This window comes from Synechocystis sp. LEGE 06083 (genome assembly GCF_015207725.1).
GTDB lineage: Bacteria > Cyanobacteriota > Cyanobacteriia > Cyanobacteriales > Microcystaceae > Synechocystis > Synechocystis salina.
The window spans coordinates 1-22,308 of sequence record NZ_JADEWJ010000011.1; the positions used below are offsets into that span (position 1 = coordinate 1).

General features: G+C 48.8%; 16 protein-coding genes and 1 tRNA gene. 7 read left to right on the top strand and 10 right to left on the bottom strand.

Features of this window, described 5'->3' with window-relative positions:
• Nucleotides 1-2,554, bottom strand: a 2,554-nt coding sequence (locus IQ219_RS01620) for a transglycosylase domain-containing protein (protein WP_194071496.1), incomplete at its 3' end; no start/stop codon positions are given.
• Nucleotides 2,555-2,789: 235 nt separating this feature from the next.
• Nucleotides 2,790-2,874 (bottom strand) — tRNA-Ser (locus tag IQ219_RS01625).
• Between the two features lie 226 nt (nt 2,875-3,100).
• On the opposite strand from IQ219_RS01625, the gene guaA reads away from it, so the two are divergent.
• Both guaA and IQ219_RS01635 read left to right on the top strand, forming a co-directional pair.
• The gene (gene guaA, locus IQ219_RS01630; RefSeq protein ID WP_194071497.1) at nt 3,101-4,729 is read left to right on the top strand and encodes a glutamine-hydrolyzing GMP synthase; all 1,629 of its coding nucleotides are present in this window, start codon (nt 3,101-3,103) and stop codon (nt 4,727-4,729) included.
• 86 nt (nt 4,730-4,815) lie between these two features.
• Complete coding sequence (locus IQ219_RS01635) at nt 4,816-6,099, top strand: DNA cytosine methyltransferase (protein ID WP_194071498.1); 1,284 nt, start codon at nt 4,816-4,818, stop codon at nt 6,097-6,099.
• Here IQ219_RS01635 and IQ219_RS01640 read toward each other — a convergent pair.
• A complete protein-coding gene (locus tag IQ219_RS01640; RefSeq protein WP_194071499.1) occupies nt 6,067-7,047 on the bottom strand; it encodes an undecaprenyl-diphosphate phosphatase in 981 nt (326 codons plus the stop codon). The two genes, IQ219_RS01635 and IQ219_RS01640, sit on opposite strands and share 33 nt — an antisense overlap.
• A 114-nt stretch (nt 7,048-7,161) precedes the next feature.
• On the opposite strand from IQ219_RS01640, the gene cobU reads away from it, so the two are divergent.
• From cobU to IQ219_RS01655, 3 genes are all read left to right on the top strand, one after another.
• Entirely contained in the window at nt 7,162-7,716 is a 555-nt protein-coding gene (gene cobU / locus IQ219_RS01645) for a bifunctional adenosylcobinamide kinase/adenosylcobinamide-phosphate guanylyltransferase (protein WP_194071500.1), read from the top strand.
• Nucleotides 7,717-7,843: 127 nt separating this feature from the next.
• Nucleotides 7,844-8,266 (top strand): hypothetical protein, encoded by a 423-nt coding sequence (locus IQ219_RS01650; RefSeq protein WP_190598251.1) that lies wholly within the window; start codon nt 7,844-7,846, stop codon nt 8,264-8,266.
• A 230-nt stretch (nt 8,267-8,496) separates the two neighbouring features.
• A complete protein-coding gene (locus IQ219_RS01655) occupies nt 8,497-8,688 on the top strand; it encodes a hypothetical protein (RefSeq protein WP_010873442.1) in 192 nt (63 codons plus the stop codon).
• 382 nt (nt 8,689-9,070) lie between these two features.
• Here the strand turns inward: IQ219_RS01655 and IQ219_RS01660 are convergent, their stop codons facing one another.
• From IQ219_RS01660 to IQ219_RS01670, 3 genes are all read right to left on the bottom strand, one after another.
• Nucleotides 9,071-10,093 (bottom strand): long-chain acyl-[acyl-carrier-protein] reductase, encoded by a 1,023-nt coding sequence (locus IQ219_RS01660; RefSeq protein WP_194020245.1) that lies wholly within the window; start codon nt 10,091-10,093, stop codon nt 9,071-9,073.
• 220 nt (nt 10,094-10,313) lie between these two features.
• Complete coding sequence (locus IQ219_RS01665) at nt 10,314-11,009, bottom strand: aldehyde oxygenase (deformylating) (protein ID WP_194071501.1); 696 nt, start codon at nt 11,007-11,009, stop codon at nt 10,314-10,316.
• Nucleotides 11,010-11,257: 248 nt separating this feature from the next.
• Nucleotides 11,258-12,355 (bottom strand): glucose-1-phosphate thymidylyltransferase, encoded by a 1,098-nt coding sequence (locus IQ219_RS01670; RefSeq protein ID WP_194071502.1) that lies wholly within the window; start codon nt 12,353-12,355, stop codon nt 11,258-11,260.
• Nucleotides 12,356-12,590: 235 nt separating this feature from the next.
• On the opposite strand from IQ219_RS01670, the gene glyS reads away from it, so the two are divergent.
• Nucleotides 12,591-14,759: a glycine--tRNA ligase subunit beta gene (gene glyS / locus IQ219_RS01675; protein WP_194020242.1), complete on the top strand. Its 2,169-nt coding sequence runs from the start codon at nt 12,591-12,593 to the stop codon at nt 14,757-14,759.
• Between the two features lie 50 nt (nt 14,760-14,809).
• Here the strand turns inward: glyS and IQ219_RS20465 are convergent, their stop codons facing one another.
• From IQ219_RS20465 to trmFO, 3 genes are all read right to left on the bottom strand, one after another.
• Nucleotides 14,810-14,917, bottom strand: coding sequence for a PIN domain-containing protein (locus tag IQ219_RS20465; RefSeq protein ID WP_368667547.1), 108 nt, complete (start codon nt 14,915-14,917; stop codon nt 14,810-14,812).
• Nucleotides 14,918-14,938: 21 nt separating this feature from the next.
• Nucleotides 14,939-15,094: a DUF2281 domain-containing protein gene (locus IQ219_RS01680; protein ID WP_228016627.1), complete on the bottom strand. Its 156-nt coding sequence runs from the start codon at nt 15,092-15,094 to the stop codon at nt 14,939-14,941.
• 64 nt (nt 15,095-15,158) lie between these two features.
• Entirely contained in the window at nt 15,159-16,529 is a 1,371-nt protein-coding gene (trmFO, locus tag IQ219_RS01685) for an FADH(2)-oxidizing methylenetetrahydrofolate--tRNA-(uracil(54)-C(5))-methyltransferase TrmFO (RefSeq protein WP_194020241.1), read from the bottom strand.
• 137 nt (nt 16,530-16,666) lie between these two features.
• On the opposite strand from trmFO, the gene IQ219_RS01690 reads away from it, so the two are divergent.
• A complete protein-coding gene (locus IQ219_RS01690) occupies nt 16,667-20,203 on the top strand; it encodes a PAS domain S-box protein (protein ID WP_194071503.1) in 3,537 nt (1,178 codons plus the stop codon).
• Here the strand turns inward: IQ219_RS01690 and mnmG are convergent.
• Nucleotides 20,176-22,083, bottom strand: coding sequence for a tRNA uridine-5-carboxymethylaminomethyl(34) synthesis enzyme MnmG (gene mnmG / locus IQ219_RS01695; protein ID WP_194071504.1), 1,908 nt, complete (start codon nt 22,081-22,083; stop codon nt 20,176-20,178). The two genes, IQ219_RS01690 and mnmG, sit on opposite strands and share 28 nt — an antisense overlap.
• Nucleotides 22,084-22,308 lie beyond the last annotated feature (225 nt).

A 22,308-nucleotide genomic window follows, 5' to 3' on the forward strand; every position in this document is an offset into this window, starting at 1 on the left:
GGGCACTGACTGTCCTGGGCGGAGCAGAGGGCGCAGAAGCTGGAGCTGGGGCAGTGGTCCTAGCGGTTTGGGTGTTGCTGGGGCGGGCCGCGTCGGTCTGGGTACGGCGACGACGACGGGGTCGATCCGTGGTGGTTTGGCTGTCCGTTTCCGGGGAGCTGGGAGGCGCGAGGACTTTCACCCGACGCTTAATGGGCTCAGCTTTGATACTGGGTTTGCGCTGGTCCGGATTTTTGGGCATGGCAGGGAAGGATTCAACGGGTATTCCTTTGGTGACATCCCGCATAAACTGTCCCCAAACCATGGCCGCAGTGGTGCTGGCCCCATTGGTGGGGCGGCTGTTATCGTTACCCAACCATACCCCCGTCACCAGTTGGGGAATGTAACCGATAAACCACAGGTCCTTGGCTTCGTCCGATGTCCCCGTTTTACCTGCCACCTGGCGATCGCCTAGTCCGGCTGGACGACCGGTGCCGGAGGTGACCACACTGCGCATCATGGAAGTCATAATGGCATTGCTGTCCGGGTCTAGGGCTTTGGTTTGTTTGTGCTCGGCTTTGTAAATTACTTCCCCTTTGGTGTTGACCACATTTTGGATGGCGTAGGGTTGCACATGGATACCCTTATTGGCAAAGGTTCCGTAGGCACTGGTCATTTCTAGAGGAGTCATTTCCCAGGCCCCGAGGGCAAGGGAATAGGTGGGTCCTAGTTTGGAACTAATGCCCATTTGCCTGGCTAGGTTAATGACCGGATTCCAACCCACATCCAGCAGTAAACGAACCGCCACTACGTTCACGGAACTGGTGAGGGCATCCCGCAAAGACATGTTGCCACCGCTGTAACTATCACCGTAGTTAGCTGGTTGGTAACCGCCAATGTCAATGGGCACGTTGGGATAGCTTTTGTTGGGGGAAATACCCGAGGCGATCGCCGCTCCGTAGAGAATGGGCTTAAAAGTAGAACCTGGTTGCCGTTTGGCCTGGGTCACCCGGTTAAATTGACTGCCTTGGTAATCCTTGCCCCCCACCATCATTTTGATCGCCCCGGTGCGGGGATCCATGGCCACCATCGCCCCTTCGGAAAACCGTTGCCAGCGGCCATATTTCTTCACTGCATTGGTGAGAATGGTTTGAGCCTCCTCTTGCCATTGGTTATTAAGGGTTGTGTTCACCGTTAACCCCCCCTGTTGGAGTTCCTCCTCCGGCAATTTAGCCCGCAACTCATCCAAAATGTAGTCGGTGAAAAATTCCGCTTCTCGATTAAACCGCTTCAAAGGACTGGGATTTATTTTCAAGGGCTCGGCGATCGCCGCCTGGGCTTCTGCGGAGGTAATAAAGCCCACCTCTGCCATACGGTTCAGCACTTCATTACGGCGACGGGTAGCCAACTCTAAATTCTGTCGGGGGGAATAAACACTGGGGGCCGGCACCACCCCTGCTAAGGTGGCCGCTTCCCCTAAGGTCAACTCCTCTGGGGTCTTACTAAAGTAGGCGTGGGCCGCATCCGCCACCCCGTAAGCTCCAGAACCTAGATAAATTAAATTTAGATAGCGTTCCAGAATTTGATCCTTGGGCAGGGCAGTCTCAATTTTTTGGGCCAGTCGCACTTCCTTCAACTTCCTGGCTAGGGTGCGATCCTGATTCAAAAAAACTAATCGAGCTAACTGTTGGGTAATGGTACTACCCCCCTGTACCACGTCCCCGGATTGAACATTGGACAGGGATGCCCGGATAATGCCCTGGGGATCGATACCCCGGTGTTCCCGAAAGCGACTATCTTCACTGGCGATGAAGGCCTGCTCAATCAGGGGAGGGATTTTACCCATGGTCACCGTATCGTGGCTAACGTTGCCAATTTCCTGGAGAGTGGCACCATTGGCCGCTTTGATAGTCATGGTGCCCGGAGGGGCATAGGTCACCACATCGGCGATCGCCACTTGGGTCATGGTCTCCAACTGGTAAAAGCCCCAGGCCAAGGCAGAGGTACCGACCCCGGCCCCCAAGCCAAAACCAAACACAAACCAAAATCGGGGTTGTTGGGTAAACCGGGACACCGATCGCCCCAGGGTTTTCAGACCAGTAGTTAGGGCCAGGGGCGCTTTGGAGGAAGCCCTATTTTCTTTACTCCTTCTTCTTCGGCGCCGCCGCCGGTTACTCCGGTCCAAAGAGGATGAAGGGGGGGCATCTGCCGATGGGGAAACACTGGGAGGCACCACCGCAACATGGCTATTGCCGTTGCCTTGACCTGATTCAACGGCTGTAATTTCTTCCGGGGTTGAGGCTCCATTCCGAACATTTTGAATATTGATGGCGGTCACCATTTCCCTGCCATGGCCCGGGTCTAGTTCTGGCTTTGCTAAGTTGGCCGCCGGCCCAGATAAGTCCTCCGATAACTCGGCGATCAGTTCCCCCTGGGGAGAAGAATCTGGCCCATTGGGAAATTCCCCTGCCTTGGCCGAAGACTTGCCCTCTTCCCCCACTTCCAATGTGTTAGCTAACTGGTGGAGAAAGTCGACAGTGGAACGCTTAAGCTTGCGGGAAAAGGATTTAAACACGGTAATTGCTGGGCACGGGGAGACCGAATCTGGTTAAAAAAGACAAACTTAACAGCGGAATAGTTTCGCCGACAAGCCCTTTCCTAATGTATCTCTCACCATTATGTCAAGAAAAATTTAGGTAAATTTCAGTAATGGTAAATCTCAGGGGCAGACTAGGGGCTGGGGAAACCGTTTCGTCCAACCCTGACCAGCCCTCAAATCAACTGTTAGTTTTGCCGGTTTAATCCTGATACGGAGAGGGGGGGATTCGAACCCCCGTTGAGTTGCCCCAAAACAGATTTCGAGTCTGCCGCATTCAACCGCTCTGCCACCTCTCCAGGGAATTTTTGAGAAGAACCTCTGCAATTTTCCGCCCCCATCTTAGCGCAGATTTGCGGTGGGTTATTCTGGGCTTCAGGTATTGGGGTAGAATACTGGGATTGTTGACGACCATGGCCTTGCCGTCAGTTAGACCCGGAAACAACACCACGAATCTAGTCTTTCTGAGGTTTGCCTGGGGATTCGCCCTCACCTCCAGATATAAATTCCTGACTGCCGATCGCCGTGACTACCCAAATCCCGATTCCCCCCGTTGTAAGCGACCATCCTCTGCTGGAGCGCGTTTCCGATCGCCTCAAGGGGCAGATCATCATCATTTTAGACTTTGGTTCCCAATATTCGGAACTAATTGCCCGACGCATCCGAGAAACCGAGGTTTACTCGGAAGTTTTGTCCTATCGCACCACAGCGGCGCAGTTGCGGGAAATTAAACCCAAGGGCATCATCCTTTCCGGTGGCCCCAATTCCGTCTATGACCAGGGGGCTCCCGAGTGTGACCCAGAAATTTTTCAGTTGGGCGTTCCCGTGTTGGGGGTCTGCTACGGCATGCAACTGATGGTCAAACAACTAGGCGGCCGGGTGGAACGGGCCAAGCGGGGGGAGTATGGCAAGGCGAGTTTGCACATTGATGACCCCACCGACCTGCTTACCAATGTAGAAAACGGTAGTACCATGTGGATGAGCCATGGGGATTCCTGTGTGGATCTACCCTTGGGCTTTGAGGTATTGGCCCACACCGATAACACTCCCTGTGCGGCGATCGCCGATCATCAAAGGGCCCTATTTGGGGTGCAGTTCCATCCCGAAGTTGTCCATTCCGTAGGGGGCATTGCCCTGATCCGCAACTTTGTCTATCACATTTGCCACTGCGACCCCACCTGGACTACCGACGCTTTCATCGAAGAATCCATTCGGGAAGTGCGGAATCAAGTAGGCGATCGCCGGGTATTGTTGGCCCTATCCGGTGGGGTGGATTCCTCAACCTTGGCCTTTCTGCTCCATCGGGCGATCGGCGACAACCTCACCTGTATGTTCATTGACCAGGGCTTCATGCGTAAAGGGGAACCGGAACGGTTGGTGGAACTGTTTGATCATCAGTTTCATATTCCTGTCCAATACGTCAATGCCCGGGATCGTTTCCTCAAGCAGCTGGAAGGAGTAACCGATCCGGAGGAAAAACGTCGTCTGATTGGCCACGAATTCATTCAGGTGTTTGAAGAAGAATCCCAACGCCTTGGCCCCTTCGATTACCTAGCCCAGGGTACCCTCTACCCCGACGTGATTGAGTCCGCCGACAGCAATGTTGACCCCAAAACCGGCGAACGGGTGGCAGTAAAAATCAAAAGTCACCATAACGTCGGTGGTCTACCGAAAAATCTCCGCTTTAAGCTTGTGGAACCCCTCCGCAAACTTTTTAAAGATGAAGTCCGTAAACTAGGTCGCTCCATTGGCCTGCCGGAAGAAATTGTCCGCCGCCATCCCTTCCCAGGCCCGGGCCTAGCCATCCGTATTATTGGGGAAGTTACCTCAGAAAGGTTAAACATTCTCCGGGATGCGGATTTCATTGTGCGGGATGAAATTTCCAAACAGGGCATTTACCACGACTATTGGCAGGCCTTTGCCGTACTGCTGCCCATCCGTAGCGTGGGCGTAATGGGAGACAAGCGCACCTATGCCCACCCCGTTGTGTTGCGCTTCATCACCAGTGAAGACGGCATGACCGCCGATTGGGCTAGGGTCCCCTACGACATCCTCGAAGCTATTTCCAACCGCATTGTCAACGAAGTTAAGGGGGTAAACCGGGTGGTTTATGACATCACCTCCAAGCCCCCTGGCACCATCGAGTGGGAGTAATGGCAACGTTTAAGAATCCATAGCTGAACTAGCTAACTGCGGCCAGCTAAAGATAATTGAGCCGCTAGTAACAAACCGGAAAAACCATGGCCAGACCCATTGCCATCGACTTGTTTGCGGGCTGTGGTGGCATGTCCTTGGGTTTAGAAGCCGCTGGATTTGACATTGCTGCCGCAGTGGAAGTTGACGCTGTACATTGCTTAGTTCATCATCATAATTTTCCCTATGGGGCCACCATTTGCCGGGATATTGCCCAGGTAACTGCCGAGGAAATTCTTCGAGAGGTGGACAGCCATGGTTATTCAGGCAACATAGACTTAATTGCTGGGGGGCCACCCTGCCAGGGTTTTTCCTTGATGGGCAAAAGACAGTTGGATGACCCCCGTAATTCCTTGGTGTTTGAATATGTGCGAATGATTCGGGATCTCAAACCCAAATATTTTTTATTTGAAAATGTTCCAGGTATCCAATCGGGGCAACACAAAAAGTTTTTAGAGGAACTAATTGAAGAATTTGAAAGTATTGGTTACCACATCGAAAAACCAATTTTAGTTCTAGACGCATCCCTTTACGGTGCTCCCCAAAAACGTAAAAGATTAATCATTCTCGGCTCTAGAAAGGATGTCGCTCCCGCTACCTATCCGCCGCCTTCCCATCTCGATTTGGCTGAAGTAGAACAAGGTAAAAATTCGCAAAAATCACCCTCTACTATAAACCATCAACCCCTATTTACCTGTGGGGAAGCCATTGATGATCTCACCCCCCATCCTCCCTATTTAACTGGAGAAGATCGGGGCATTCCCGCAGATTTACTGGATTATTCAGCCTTGAGAAAAAGTTATGCTATCAAGCCCAATGGGGTGTTTTCTCTCTGCCATAAACGTCAGGTTGATAATCTGGTTTATGGCCATATTGGTTCTCTCCATACGGAAAAATCAATGAAAAGATTTGCTGATACCTTGCCAGGAACTGTAGATAAAACCAGCCGATTTCTGCGGCTATCAGCAACTGGTTTATGCAATACCCTCAGGGCGGGAACTGGCAGCGATAAGGGAGCTTACACCGCCCCGAGACCAATACACTACGCCTTGCCTCGATGTATTACTGTTAGGGAAGCCGCTCGACTCCATACCTATCCCGATTGGTTTCAGTTCCATAATACTATTTGGCATGGCTTTCGAGAAATTGGCAATTCCGTCGTTCCCTGCTTGGCTAAGGCTTTAGGACAACAAGTTATGGCAGCATTGGACTATGCCATCGAAGATTTGCCCATTTACGAATTAGAGCGCCAAGATCGTACATTATTACGTTACAATCTGCCCCAAGCCAATCGATATTTACGCTCGGGTTCCCATTGCCAAAGTCAATAAAATAACTATCCCGAAAATTAGACGGTACCAAACAAAAATCCAAGTGCTGCGTTTTTGTAGAAATTTGATCAGCCAGGCGATCGCCAGGTAGGAAAAAATAGCGGAGGAGATAGTACCAACAATCAGGGGCAGAATGGCATCGTTACCCAAATGTTGATCCATTACCCCTTTGAGCTCCACCAAACCAGCAATAGTAATGGCCGGAATGCCTAACAAAAAGGAAAATCTGGCGGCGGCGGCCCGTTCCAAGTTAATAAACAAACCCGCCGTTAAAGTTGACCCAGAACGAGATACTCCGGGGACTAAGGCTAAAGCCTGGGCTATGCCCATCACTAGGCCATCCTGCCAGCGTAATTTTTCAAAGGGGCGGCGGTGGGTACCTAATTTTTCCGCCAGGGCCAGCAACAATGCCATGACAATGGAAGCAATGGCAATGGTGGGCAAACTACGAAAAGGGGAATTGTCCAGGTCTGGGACTAACACCTTCATTAACAGTCCAAAGAAGACAATGGGAATGGTGCCCAAACCAATTCCTAAGCCCAATTTAAATTCGAGGGAGTCGTATTGGCGGGTTTGAATTGCTTTGATAATGCCCTTGGTGATGGCGGTTAAATCTCCCCAGAAATACCACAGTACTGCCACAATGCTGCCCAACTGAATAATGGCGGTGAAGGCCACCCCAGGATCTCCCCAACCCAAGGCCATGGGCAACGCTTTTAGGTGAGCCGTACTACTAATGGGGAGAAATTCCGTTGCTCCCTGGATAAATCCCAATATAAAAGCCTGGAAAAGATTAATTGATGCACTTGCGGCCATTGTCCCTGTTCCCATCCCCTCGCTGGGTAGCACAGGTAGGGCCAATGCGATGCCCCAGACTTGGTGATAAACAATGGCGATCGCCACACTGAGACTAAAGGCACTGAGAAAATTTAATTGGCGGGGGGACATTCACTGTCGGTGATAATCGGGACTCAAAGATCCTAGCCTATAGTGGCAGGGCAATTTCTTGAAACGTTTTTTTACTGTCCCCTAAAATTATGATCGCCCCACTGTCGTACTTCCATGGCCCTCCCTATCCTTGTCACCGGCCCCAGCCGTTCAGGTAAAAGTGAATGGGCCGAGCATCTTGCCCAAAACCATCCATCAGTTATCTACATTGCCACTGGCAAAGAAAATGCCGCCGACCCAGACTGGCAAAACCGTATTCAACAACACCGCGATCGCCGTCCGCTCCAATGGCAAACGGTCTGTGTTGATCAGCATTTGACCGATACTTTAGCAACCCTACCGCCGGGAAGTTGTGCCTTAGTGGACTCCTTGGGGGGCTGGGTAGCCAATACCCTGGAGTTGTCCCCGGAGCAATGGCGGACTAAGCAAATGGACTTCATTACTTTTGTGGCAGATTTGCAAAATGTCCCCATCACCATTATTTTCGTTGCCGAAGAAACGGGGTGGGGGGTGATTCCGGCCTACCCCCTGGGACGTATTTTTCGAGACCGTTTAGGGGCGTTAACTCGCCAATTGGGAGGATTGTGTAGTCAAGTTTACCTAGTAACTGGGGGTTATGCGGTGGATCTGCGCCAATGGGGAGAACCCTTACCGCCATCAAGGGATTGATTTTGAAAACTGAAGCAATCATTAAGTTGTTGTAAACAAATGCTAGTGCCCACTCAGAAATCGTTAACATGGAAGCCAGCCGCACAGCAGGAGGGAACTTCTGGGTTTTTCAGGAGTATTATTCGACATGGCAGACGCCATTGAAGTTAAAAACTATTTAGGTCACTGGTTTCAGCTTGGCCGGGGAGTAATCTTTCCAAAAAGTGACGAGGTGGTTTTGCCTAGCCCAATTTTTGCTGGCCAAAGATTTTCCCGAGCCTTTGAAGACTGTTGGCAACGTATCCTTACCAGTCGGGAAGATTGTTACCTAGAAGGGACGGAACAAACTCTGCAAAGCTTGCTCAGCGGTGATTGGGAGATTATCAGTTGTGCCCGTTGTGCATTGCCCGTGCCCCTATCCCGCAGCCAAATTCCCAGTTGCCTTTGTCCTTGTGTTGAGGTGGAATCCTGGCCCAATTTGGAATTGCCATTGCCCCGTCTACCTGCCAATCGAGTTTGTACTCTGAGAAAAGTTCAGGAGCGGCTGATTCTGCAGGAAGAGGCAGACTGACCAGTGGCCAGTGCTTTTGTTGTCTGATCGCCTTTGAACAAACTAGGGGTCACTAGCTAGGGCGAAAATTTTTCCGCATCGATAAAAGTGAATAGGTTTCAGAGAAGCACGGACAAAATCCGCCAGGGCAGTGCCTCAAAACCGCAGAAAAGTTTAAATTACTAGATTTTTGATTGCCAGGGCTGGCTAATAGATTAGAATGTAACTTAAAGGTTTACATTTTGTTACATATGTTGGTGCCCATTCTCATTTTTGATGTGGCTTTGGTGGCTTGGTCGCTCCACCTGATGCAACAGGCGATCGAAGAGCAGGAATTTTCTTTGATGCTAGCTGGAACTCTGGTAGCAGCAGCGGCGGCGGCCACCTTGGTGGTCTATTTTCTCATGGGCCATTGCCTATCCCAACTGAGCCAGACCCTCTGACGCCAGCGGTATTAGACTACGATAGATTAGTCTTTGATTTATAGCTAATTCAATTAAGAGTGCTGGCAGAGTAACAGGCTAAAGAGCTCTTGACACAAGCTTCATAGAAAGTAATATCGTCTCAATTTTATTTTAACTAGCCATAAGTTTGGACACAAAACAGTCCATCTTTCGGTTAGCCTAGCAGAATTAAGAACGCATCCTTTGGTTTTGCTGATTTAATAGATTGCAGCAGAGAAGAGAGATTTTTAGCAGATATTGCGCCCCATTAGGGTTAATTGGCGGCATTCCCTATAGGCTGTTGAGGACTTGAACGGAGACTAACCACCGTTTCAAACTTCGTCAACCGGAACCAACTCCGGAAAACTCAACATCTTGCCAGCTACAGGGCCACCAAAGGGCAAAAACCATGCTTGACGGAAGCTTCCCCGATCGCCTCCATTTTATTGACGGAAATTTGGTTGCGGCCCCAGGAAAAATTAGTGCGCCAGCCCTCAAACTCCAATAAAATTGCCTCTGCAAAACAGGCGAACATTTGCCGGGAAGGAATATCCATCTCCACAATCTTCATAATCTCCCAGGTAATATCCAGGGAATGCTCCACAATGCCCCCCTTGAGAATATGCACCCCATCCGCCTTCACCCGCGTATCTAAATTTTTGGGATAGCCCCCATCCACAATCAAACAGGGCTTTTTCAACATTTCTCCGGCAATTTCTACCCCCTTGGGCATACTAGCCACCCAAACAATAACGTCTGCCTGGGGCAGGGCTGTTTCCAAATCCATAATTTTGCCCCTACCCAATTCCTCTTGGAGATTTTCCAATCTCTGGCGGTTACGGGCAATTAACAATAATTCTTTAACTTGGTGTTTGCTATCCAACCACCGGCATACTGCACTACCAATGTCCCCCGTTGCGCCACAAACCGCTACTGTGGCCTGACTTAGATCAAGACCCAACTGTTTAGCGCCAGCTTCCACCTGACGGCAAATCACATAGGCGGTGTGGGTGTTACCAGTGGTGAACCGCTGAAAATCTAGTTCCACATTGCGGACTTGATTATTTTGCTTGAGGTTAAATTCTTCAAATACAATCGAAGAAAAACCGCCCAGGGCCGTAATATCCAAACCCACCTTTTGGGCTAGGGCCATGGCATTGAGAATTTTCCGAATGGCCGCCTTAATGCGCCGTTGGGTTAACATTTCTGGCAAAAAGCAGGACTCCACATATTTGCCTTCAATTACCTGCCCTGTCACACTTTTCACCTGAAAGTTATCAACTACTTGGGGGGGAGCAGAACACCAAAAATCCAAGCCTTGGTTGGCGTACTCAGGATAGCCTAAATCTTCGGCAACCGCTTGGGCGTGTTCTAAACTCGTGAGATGACCAATAAGACCAAACATTGATAATAGTCAGAATAAATAGGGGAAGGTATCGCTTTCCGCTCAGTTAACGACTCCGATAGCCATAAAGCTTTACACAGTATGGCACAATTTGACGAACTTCCCGTTGGCATGGGCCAGCTTCCTAAAAGTACCCAAAAACAGGGGAAAAACCCACAGATCCTAGGAAGCTCGGGATTTGTGGGCCTAATGAAATAGTTTGAGATATTGCCGACCTGGACTAGACTCCGGCCAAACCGTAGGAGGACATGCGCATAATTTCTCTAGTGCTGAAGCCAATGTTACTGAGGGCTTCACCGTAGCTGATCATAAAATCTTCCACTAAGGCTTCTTTTTCCATGCCCAATACCTTGGCATCCCCCTGCACTTGATTAAGCATTTTCCACACCAGGGGTAGGTTTTCCTTGTTGGCCTGCTCCAGTTCCTCTTTAGCGGTGGCAAAGTTGGCTTTTAACCACTCTTCGCCATAGTTGAGGTGGGTGTATTCGTCCTTGACCACGCCTTCGGTGATTTTCCGGGCAAAGTCGTCCGCCACGGGGATGTAAATGTTGTAGGCGGCGATGGCGAAAGCTTCGATAATTAAAGCTTGAATTAACAAACAGGTAACAACTTTCCCTTCGCTAAAAGCTTGCTGGAAATTGCCATGGAGACCGGCAAAGAATTCCTGGGCATAGGGCATGTCAGGGCTAACTTTGAGGTTGTTGCCACAGGCTTGGAAACCTTTTTTGTGACGGTTTTCCATTTTGGCTAAACGGACCAAATCTTCCTTGTCCTCTGGTAAGAGTTCCGCCATCTGGAGATAGTTGCTGTAGGCTTCCTGTTCGCCTTCAATGACAATGGCGTTGATGCGGCTGTAGGCGTCTTTGTAGATTTCGCTGGAATAGTCAAATTCGGTGCGGACAGCAAGCTCGGGCATAGGGGCGTTGGACTCCTGTGGATGGACGGTGAAAAGATCGATAGAGATCTAAAGTAAAGAAAGGTTAAGAAATTAACCCCCGGTTGTCTTTATAATACAGACTCTAGATTAATGCAAATCCCGGAGGACGGTGGTAGCAGAACCATAGGGAACACCTATCCGGTTGATTTAGTAATCTACATGGCCAGATCCGCCGCGATTTGAGTTGGCACCATTCTAGCAAAACTAGTCTAGGTTGCCGGGGAGTTTTAGTCTTGGGGGTAGGAAGAGGGTCCAATCAGTTCCACTTGCGAATCATTACCAATCAGGAAACGTAAAGCTTGGGGACGGCAGGGAGCGGGGAAAATCTTGGCATTTTTGCCGATGACACTATCCACAATTCTTTGTTGGATGGCCACAATGCTGGCTCCCTGGAGCACGACACTATGTTCAAGATCTGCTTCCCTGATTTTAACTCCGTCGGCAATACTGCTGTAAGGACCGATGAAACAATTTTCTAAATGACAGTTTGAGCCGATCGCCACGGGGCCACGGATGACGCTGTTGATAATTTGACTGTGGGGGCCAATGGTTACCCGACCGGAGATTTTGCTTTGCTCATCTACGGTACCCTGGATATTTTTCTCCACTAGGCTATCGAGGATAATTTGATTGGCCGCCAGTAGATCATCCTTTTTGCCGGTGTCTAGCCACCATCCTTCTAGTTGCAGAGATTCTACCCCATAACCATGGCTGATCAGATATTGGATCGCATCGGTAATTTCTAGTTCTCCCCGGGCAGAGGGCTCAATATTGGCGATCGCCTGGTGAATAGTGGGGGCAAAAAAGTAAAGTCCCACTAGGGCCAAGTTGGAGGGGGGATGCTCCGGTTTTTCCACCAGGGCCAGCACTTTACCTTGGTCATCAACGGTGGCCACCCCAAAGGCGCTGGGATTGGGCACTCGCCGCAATAAAATCAAGGAATCGAGAGATTTTGCTTGGAAATGATCGAGAAATTGCTCTAGGTCATCTTGAATTAGGTTATCGCCTAAATACATCACAAAAGGAGACATTTGGAGAAAATCCGCCGCCGTTTTCACTGCATGGGCCAACCCCAGGGGTTCTGATTGCAAAATGTAGGTAATCTGGGCGCCAAAATTTTCCCCGTTGCCGGTGACAGTTTTAATTTCCTCCCCCGTTTCTGGGCTGATGATAATACCAATGTCGGTAATGCCAGCTTTGGCGATCGCCTCAATGCCATACCAAAGGATTGGTTTGTTGGCCACGGGTACCAACTGCTTAGCCCCGGTGTAGGTGAGGGGGCGCAACCGGGTTCCTTTGCCACCGGAGAGGATGAGGGCTTTCATAAAAACTTTGATATTAAGGTTATATTTTCGGTCTAGGGTTCAGTGGGCAGTAATCGGTCAATGGTCAACACTGACCATTAAAACCTAGTCCAGAAATGATGGTGCAAGCACCTGCCCGTAAATGGGCTGATTTTATGCCATTGCCAAAAATCCCTATGCCCCACCTCAACTTGCCTGATATGGTTATTGGTGGTGGCTTTTGCCTTCCCTAACCGACCCATTGCTCCCTTGCCCTATGCCCCTGCAAACTTTTCTATTTGAAATTGGAACCGAAGAGTTACCCGCCGATTTTGTTCGTAGTGCGATCGCCCAGTGGCAAGGGTTAATTCCCCCAGGTTTGGCGGCGGAGTTTTTACAACCGGGGTCAGTGGAAATTTACGGCACGCCCCGGCGTTTGGCGGTGTTGATCAAAGGTTTACCGGAATGTCAGCCCGATCGCCTAGAGGAAATTAAGGGGCCACCGGCCAGTGCCGCTTTCAAGGATGGCCAACCCACCCCCGCGGCGTTGGGCTTTGCTAAAAAACAGGGGGTTAACCCAGAGGATTTTGAAGTCCGCTCCACCCCCAAAGGGGATTTTATTTTTGTCAATAAGCAAGTGCAGGGCCAAGCTAGCCGGGATTTGTTACCCACATTGGCCCTGGGTTGGCTCAAAACTTTAGATGGCCGACGGTTTATGCGCTGGGGAGATGGAGATTGGCGCTTTCCCCGTCCCATTCGTTGGTTGGTTTGTCTGTTGGATGACCAAGTGTTACCCCTACATATTGACAATGGTTCCACCACCTTAGTCGGCGATCGCCTCTCCCGGGGGCACCGCATTTTGCACCCGGAAGCAGTCAGCTTAGACCATGGGCAAAATTATTTGGCCCAGTTAAAAGAAGCCGGGGTGGTGGTGGATCCCCAGGAACGCCGGGCCATGATTGAGCAACAAATTACCGCCCAGGTGGCCACCCTAGAAGGCGAAGCCATTATCTATGATGATTTGCTCGCTGAAGTGGAACAGTTGGTGGAATATCCCACCGCGGTGTTGGGACAGTTTGATCAGGAATTTCTGGATTTGCCCAGGGAGGTGATTACCACCGTCATGGTCACCCATCAACGCTACTTTCCCGTGGTGGACAAAAATGGCCAGCTATTGCCCCATTTCATCACCATTGCCAACGGTGATCCGAGCAAAGGGGAGATTATTGCGGCGGGTAATGGCCGGGTCATCCGGGCCCGCTTAGCCGATGCCAAATTTTTCTATCAAGCTGACTGTGACGACAGCCTCGACAGTTACCTGCCTCAACTAGAAACGGTTACTTTCCAAGAAGAGTTGGGCACCATGCGGGATAAGGTGGACCGCATTATGGAAATGGCGGCGGCGATCGCCGATCAGTTGGGAGTAACGGAACAACAACGGGGGGAAATCGACAGTACCGCCATGCTATGCAAAGCGGATCTGGTAACCCAAATGGTGTACGAATTTCCTGAATTGCAAGGCATTATGGGGGAAAAATATGCCCTCGTGAGCGGTGAATCGGCGGCGGTGGCCCAGGGCATTGTGGAGCATTACCTCCCCCGGCACCAGGATGATGATTTACCCCAAGGTTTACCCGGTCAAGTGGTGGGCATGGCCGATCGCCTTGATACCCTGGTGAGTATTTTTGGTCTGGGTTTACTTCCCACCGGCTCTTCCGATCCCTTTGCCCTACGGCGGGCCGCCAATGCCGTGATTAACGTAGCCTGGGCGGCGGGCCTGGAAATCAATTTACTGGAGCTATTGACCCAGGGTTGCCAAGATTTTGTCACTTCCCACCCGGACAAAACCTCTCCGCTGCCAGCGCTAAAGTCATTTTTTCTGCAAAGATTACAAACCTTACTGCAGGATGAACAGGGCATTGATTATGATCTAGTCAACGCTGTGTTGGGCAGTGGGGAAACAAACTCCAACGATGCTGAAAGTACATTGTCTGACCGTCTGTTGGCGGATTTACAGGATGTGAGGGAAAGGGCTCAATATCTGCAAGAATTGCGGGACAACGGTCATTTAGACGCGATTTATCCCACTGTTAATCGTTCTGCCAAGCTAGCTAGTAAGGGTACTTTACCCATGGACCAACTAGACCCCCGTCCCGTGATCCAAGCCCCCCAACTGGTCCAGGATTCGGAAAAAGCAGTTTACCAAGCATTGTTGGCCATTTATCCCAAAGCGGTAGAAGTGCAAGAAAGCCGTGACTATGAAACTTTGGTAAATGCTCTGCATGAGTTGGCCCCCACCGTAGCAGATTTTTTCGATGGCCCCGATAGCGTGTTGGTGATGGCGGAAAACGACGAATTACGGCAAAATCGCCTTAACTTGCTCGGACTAATCCGTAATTATGCCTTAATCTTGGGAGATTTCGGGGCAATTGTTAAAGGCATTTAAGCAATGAAGCTTAGGGGATAAAAATAAATCCTATCAACGGATTATTGCTCTCATTCCCAGATTAAATTAACATCATATTTCTTGAAATTTTCGTCTTTGCTAACGACGGACAAATTATGGCATTGAGCCTGAGTGATAATCATGCAATCAAAAGTCATCGGCCATCCAAATTTTCCCCTTTAGAACATCTGCTTGACGGTATTTTTTTGTCCATCATCATTTGCTGGACTGACTGGTGATTGCTTAGTCAGCAGAAACTCGACAAAGTGTTCTACTTCAATTTTCATGGCATCGGGCAGAGCATTGATTTTTTCCATTAGGGCTCTGTCTGCCATGGGATTGCTCCTTAATTTTGACTTTGTATCAATTCTAAGCCGACTTTTTTGGTAGTTGCCAGCCCTAAACTCGACAGGTTGCTAAATCTTTGATGCTAGTTTGCCAAGCTTCTAAATCGGCCAAAGCCCGGTCTCGATATTGGCCGTAACGTTCTTGCTTATTGCGAATACGTTGGGGCAACTCCGGTAAAATGCCAAAATTGGGCGGCATGGGTTGGAAATGTTTGGGGGAAGCGGAACTGATGAAGTTAAACAAGGCTCCCATCATGGTCGTAACGGGCAATGTGAGCAGCGGTAAACCCAACGCCAACCGAGCCGCATTGGTGCCGGCTAACCATCCTCCAGCCGTAGCAGCGGCATAACCCTCCGTTCCCACTAATTGTCCCGCCGCAAATAGGCTTTGGCGATCGCCGAAATGAAGACTAGCGCTCAGGAGTTGGGGCGAATTGATAAAGGTATTGCGGTGCATTACCCCCATGCGGACAAACTCGGCGTTTTCTAAGCCAGGAATTAAACGGAAAACCCGTCCCTGTTCTCCCCAGCGTAAATTAGTTTGAAAGCCCACCATGTTCCACAATTGTCCCGCCTTATCTTCCTGGCGTAATTGCACCACCGCGTAGGGTTTTTTCTCCCTATTAGCTGGATCTCGGAAGTCGCCCAAACGGGCATCAAATAGACCAACGGGTTTTAGAGGGCCGTAACGCATAGTATCCTCCCCCCGCTGGGCCAATTCCTCTATGGGCAAACACCCCTCAAAAAACTTGGCTGTTTCCCGGTCAAAGTCCTTCAGGGCAGCCTGTTCCGCCTCACATAATGCCTGCCAAAAATGGAGATACTGGCCTCGGTTAAAGGGACAGTTGAGATAGGCCGCCTCCCCCTTGTCATAGCGGGAAGCAAAAAATGCCACTTCTTTATTGATGGAGTCTCCCACCACAATGGGGCTGGCCGCATCAAAAAAGCTGAGGTACTCCATGCCGGTGAATCGTTGCAAATCCTCCGTTAGTGCCGGACTAGTGAGGGGCCCTGTAGTCAGAACCGTAATACCTTCCCTGGGAATTTCCGTTACTTCCCCCCGCCGTAATTCCACCAGGGGATGGCTGGCCACTTGTTCTGTCAAAGACCGGCTAAAGACCCCCCGGTCCACCGCTAAAGCGCCCCCTGCTGGCACCGCATGGCGATCCGCTGTGGTGATAATCAGAGAATTCAACTTGCGTAATTCTGTTTGTAAAAGTCCCGCTGCCCGATCGCCAGCTTTAGCGCCAAAGGAATTACTACAAACCAACTCCGCCAAATCCTGACTGTGGTGGGCTGGACTCAGGCGTTCGGGGCGCATTTCCGTCAGAATAACTGGAACTCCTGCTTGGGCGATTTGCCAGGCAGCCTCCGTACCCGCTAAGCCTCCACCGATGACATGGATGGGCGTTAAAGTGGTCATAGGGAACTTTGAAAATTCAAAAATCGTTAGAGACTAACATTTTAATGCAGGGGATAGTCCACCGCCCGTGGGGAAGGCCCCCATCTCCCGAAAAATGGAATTTTCCTTGTCTTAATTAATGTCTGACCTTGGAACCCATGCCTATCATTCCTAGCCCCAAAGTCCTGTTAGTGGATGAGCACCAGGAACGTCTTGCTGCCCTGTCCCACGCCCTGGGTTCCCTACCGGTGGAAATAATCACAGCCAACTCCGGCCGAGAGGCGATCGCCACCGCCGCCACCACAGAGTTTGCCTTAATGATTTTGGCGGAGGAAATGCCTGAGTTAGACGGGTTAAATACCGCTAAAATTATTCGTTCTTTTCCCCTGGCGGAACAAACCCCAATTATTTTTCTGGCTCGGCAAGAAATTATTACCAAGGCAATGGCCGAAATAGATATTTTGGGAGTAGTTGATTTTCTTGAGCAACCGCCCAATGAATTTTTTCTCCAGACCAAAGTCAAAATTTATCTACAACTTTTCCAGCAAAAGCAAACCCTGGAATACCATAATAGCTATCTGGAAAATTTTACTGAATCCGTTTGTGTTGACGAAAATAATAGTCAGATAGAACAACTTAGTCAAATAATCTTAGCTAACATTTCTGATACCGTTTTTGTTACTGATTCAATCGGAAAATTTACTTTTATTTGTCCCAAAGTTGATACAATTTTTGGTTATTCTGTGGCAGAAGTAAACGCCATGGAAAATATTAAGATACTTCTGGGTGATTTTAGTTTTAACGAGTATGAACTAAAAGAGAAAGGAGAATTGCAAAATTTACAGCACAGCATTCAGGATAAGCGAGGTAAAATTCACTCCCTACTCATCAATCTTAAGAAAGTTGCCATTAACGGTGGTGTTTATCTTTACAATTGTCGGGATATTTCAGAATGGGCTCAAACAGAGCAGGCTATCAGGAATAGCGAGGCCAATTTCCGAGATATTTTTGCCAGTATTAACGACGGGCTATTGGTATTAGACCAAGATAATCATATTTGTTATGCCAATGCCCAAGCAGTGAAGTTTCTCAACTGTACTTTGGAAGAGCTAGTGGGAACTATTTGTAGCCCATTGGAAAATACGGAATTTAGCTTATCAGTGGACGACGGTAATGTTTATACCGTTGATGTTAGTGTAACTGAGATTACTTGGTATGGACAATTGGCAAAATTAGTTTCCCTACGGGATATTAGTGACCGCAAACGAATGGAGGATGAACTGCGGGAAAATCAGGATAAATACTACCGTCTATTAGAAAATCTCGATAATGGCGTGGTAGTTCATAAAGCCGACACCGAAATTGTTTATGCTAATCCTCGGGCAGAAAAATTCCTGGGTTTAACGGATTTAGAAGGCAGAAATATAGAAGATGAATACTGGATGTTTTTTGATGGAACAGGAAAAAAGCTGAAAAAAGAAGAGTTTCCCGTGGCCCAGGTTTTAGCCAATCAAATGCCCTGCAGAAATTTTGAAATGGGGATTTACCGTTCCGATATTGATCGAGTACTTTGGGCATATATTAATGCCTATCCTGAATCCTACAATGAAAATACCATCCAGGAAGTGGTGGTGACTTTTTCCGACATTACTGAACGCAAGCAAGCGGAAATTCAACTAAAAACTATTAATGAAAATCTAGAAGTGCTGATTGAAGAAAGAACTAGTGAGTTGGAAACTAGCAATAGTCAATTATTACAGGAAATTATTGAAAAAGAACAGGTGAGCATTACCCTGGCTACCCAAGAAGCAAAATATCGAGCCCTAGTGCGGGATGCCAGTGACGCAATTATTTTAATTACGATTGATTTCATTGTCCTGGAAGTAAACTATCGGGCCGTGGAGTTAAGTGGTTACAGCCAAGAAGAATTAATTGGACGGTCTTTGCTTGACATCAGGCTATTGCCTTCAGAGTTCCAGGCTCAACAAAGACACTTTTGGCGCATCCTCAGAAGGGAACAAATTGCCGAGTTAACCGATGTCAAATTGGTAAAAAAATCTGGAGAATTAATTTCCGTCGACATTTCCGCCAGTGTGATTACCTATGAAAACCATTCGATTGTTCAGTGCATAGTCCATGATATAACTCTACAAAAAACGATTCAAGCTCAATTGCAACGGGAAAATTACTTTCGTCAGCAATTATTGGAAAAAATGGTGGAAGGGTTATGTGTTTATCAGCCAGTTACCCAATTTCCTTTCCTGGAATTTAGTGTTTGGAATCCAATCATGGAAACCATCACGGGCTATAGTCGGGAAGAAATTAATCAGTGCGGCTGGTATCAGACCCTATACCCCGATGAACAATCTCGACAAAGGGCGATCGCCCGAATGAAAGCGGTGGCTTTTGGGGTAGACATGGTCAAGGAGGAGTGGCAAATCGTCCGCCGGGACGGAGTTCTGCGTACAATTGAAATTTCCACTGCCCTGATCACTTCAAAAAATGAGACCAATGTGCTGGCAGTAATTCAAGATATAACGGAGCAAAGAAAACAGTTACAAATTATTCAAGATAACGAAGCTACCCTACGTTGTATTGTGGAAAATCTGCCAATTTTCTTCGGTATGAGAACGATGAATTTTAGCAAGTGGTATTACATTAATCCTTCTTTTGAAAGTTTAACTGGTTACACTCCCCAAGAAATGTATGAAGATCCACTGCTATGGCAAAAAATTCACCGAGAAGAACATGCAGAAAATTTAGAACAGGCCCGTTTTAACCTAGGGGAGTGGACTATTTTCTCTATGGAGAAAAAAGACGGCACACAAATTTGGGCACAAACAGTAGAATTTTTAGTGGATGATCTGTCAGAAGCCGCTCGGGTAGTGGTATTTGGTCAGGATATTACCGACATTAAACGGGCGGAAATCGAAATATTGAGATCCTTAGTCAAAGAACGGGAGTTAAATGAAGCCAAAAGCCAATTTGTCGATATTGTTTCCCATGAATTTCGTACCCCTTTGACTTCTATTATCGGATTTGGAGAGTTATTATCCAAATATTTTGACCGTCTTTCTCTAGAAAAGAAACAACACTACATCAATAATATTCAAAATGCTAGCCAACGGCTAAAACAACTAATTGATGATGTACTTTCCATCAGCCGCTACGACGCCAATAAACTAGAAATTGAGCTGGGTAACACAAACCTCCGGAACTTGGGTAACGATGTAATCGAAAATTTTAGCTGTGGCCTGGGCAGTGAACACAATCTGGAGTTTAACTACCATCTCAAGCCGGAGGAACGCTCCTTGGTGGATGTGAGGCTGCTCCGCCATGCGTTGGAAAATGTTTTAAGTAATGCAATTAAATATTCAGCCCCGGGCAGTACGGTTACCCTGGACATTAGTAGGGATGAAGATCATTTACTTTTCCAAGTACAGGATGAAGGCATCGGCATTCCTCCCCAGGATCGAGAAAAACTGTTTGAAGCTTTCCACCGTGCCAGTAATGTGGGGGACGTTCCCGGTACTGGTTTGGGACTGAGCATTGTTAAACGCTATGTGGAATTCCAGGGAGGGACAATACAAGTAGAATCGGTGCCGGAAAAAGGGACAACAATGGTGATCAAATTGCCCTTAAACCCTGCCCCCATAGTTCAAATTGCTCAAGGGGAAACCGATCGCCTTAGTTGACTTTCCAGATAAACCAAGAGGGCATTGATATCGGCGGGGTTAACGCCCCCAATGCGACCGGCCTGGCCAATGGTGAGGGGTTGGAACTGGGTTAGTTTTTCCCTCGCTTCCATGGATAGGGTTTCAATGGCCATGTAATTTAAGCTTGGGGGCAAACGTTTTTGGCTGTGGCGGCTCACCTGTTCAATTTGGGTTTGTTGCCGTTTAATGTAGCCTGAGTATTTGATTTCGATTTCCACGCCCTGTTTTTCCTCGGCGGTTAAACTGTCATCCCCCAAGGCAAATTTTTCCAAGTCGGGATAATGGAATCCCGGCCGCCGTAATAAATCGGCCAAAACAATAGAACCTTTAATCCTTTGCTGGGTATAGTCGGCGATGCTTTTACCCACCTCGTCCTGTTCCTTAATGCGGGTACTGTACAGCCTTTCCTTTTCCGCTGTAATGTTAGCTTGTTTAGTCTGGAATAGGTTCCAACGGCGATCGTCAATTAAGCCAATTTCCCGTCCTAAGGGAGTTAGCCTTTGATCGGCATTGTCAGAACGCAATATTAAACGGTACTCGGAACGGCTGGTGAGCATCCGGTAGGGTTCCCGCAAATCTTTGGTGCATAAATCGTCAATTAAGGTGCCGAGATAACTTTCCTCCCGGGAGAAGATGACCAAGGATTTACCTTGACAATGACGCGCCGCATTGATGCCGGCTACTAAGCCTTGGGCCGCCGCTTCTTCATAGCCGGTGGTGCCATTAATTTGCCCAGCACAAAATAGCCCTGCCACTTTTTTTGTCATTAAGCTGGGGTAGCATTGGGTCGCTGGTAAAAAGTCATATTCCACTGCATAGGCTGGCCGCAGCATGACGCAATTTTCGAGCCCCGGCAAAGTTTGTAACATGGCCAGTTGTACATTTTCCGGTAGCCCCGTGGAAAAACCTTGGATGTAGAGTTCGGGAATGTCTCGACCTTCCGGCTCGATAAAAATTTGATGGCTTTCTTTATCGGCAAAACGAACAATTTTGTCTTCGATGGAAGGACAATAACGGGGCCCTTTGGAGTCAATAAAGCCACCATAAATGGGGGACAGGTGGAGATTATCTTTAATTAATTGATGGGTTTTAGCTGTTGTTCTGGTTAGATAACAATTCATTTGCTCCCGTTCCACCCACAGGGCTGGGTCAAAGCTAAACCAACTTACTTGGTCGTCGGGGGGTTGGGGCTCTAATTTGTCATAGTCTACCGATCGCCGGTCTACCCTAGCTGGAGTCCCTGTTTTTAATCTGCCAGTTTCAAAGCCCAAGGCGTTCAATGTTTCCGTTAATCCCACTGCGGCAAACTCGCCGGCCCGCCCCGCTGGCATGGACTTATTGCCAATCCAAATTTTGCCCCCCAGGAAAGTCCCCGTCGTAATCACCACAGACCGGGCCCCAAAGCAGGCGCCAAAGTAGGTTTGCACACCTTGGATTTCATCATTTTCCCCCAGCACCAAATCCGTCACCATCCCTTCCCGAATGGATAGATTGGGTTGATTTTCCACAATATTTTTCATCACCGCCGCATATTCCCGTTTATCCGTTTGGGCCCGCAACGCCCACACCGCCGGTCCCCGGGAAATATTTAACACCCGTTTTTGCAGATAGGTGCGGTCAGCCATTTTACCAATTTCCCCCCCCAAGGCATCTACTTCGTGGGTCAACTGGGATTTGGCCGGGCCCCCCACGGCGGGGTTACAGGGTTGCCAAGCAATGCGGTCTAAATTGAGAGTTAACAGGAGGGTGCGACAGCCCAACCGCGCCGTAGCCAAGGCCGCTTCACAGCCCGCATGGCCCGCCCCCACCACGATGACATCAAATTGGTCTTGGAATTCCACTGGCGATCGAAGGGTCATGGCAACTGCAAAGTTTTGATAACTAACTTAATTGGATTGGGTCCATCCCCTAGTTTAACTAATGGGAGTTCCGCGGGCCATAAGTCCTACGCTATACCCGAGGGCATTTAACGTACACTTCAGTATAATGGGCACCACCAATCACAAACGAAATGGCGGAGTAGATGTACTGCCAAAAAACAAATAACTTCCCCCTTACTTTCCTTCATAATAATCATCTGTAAT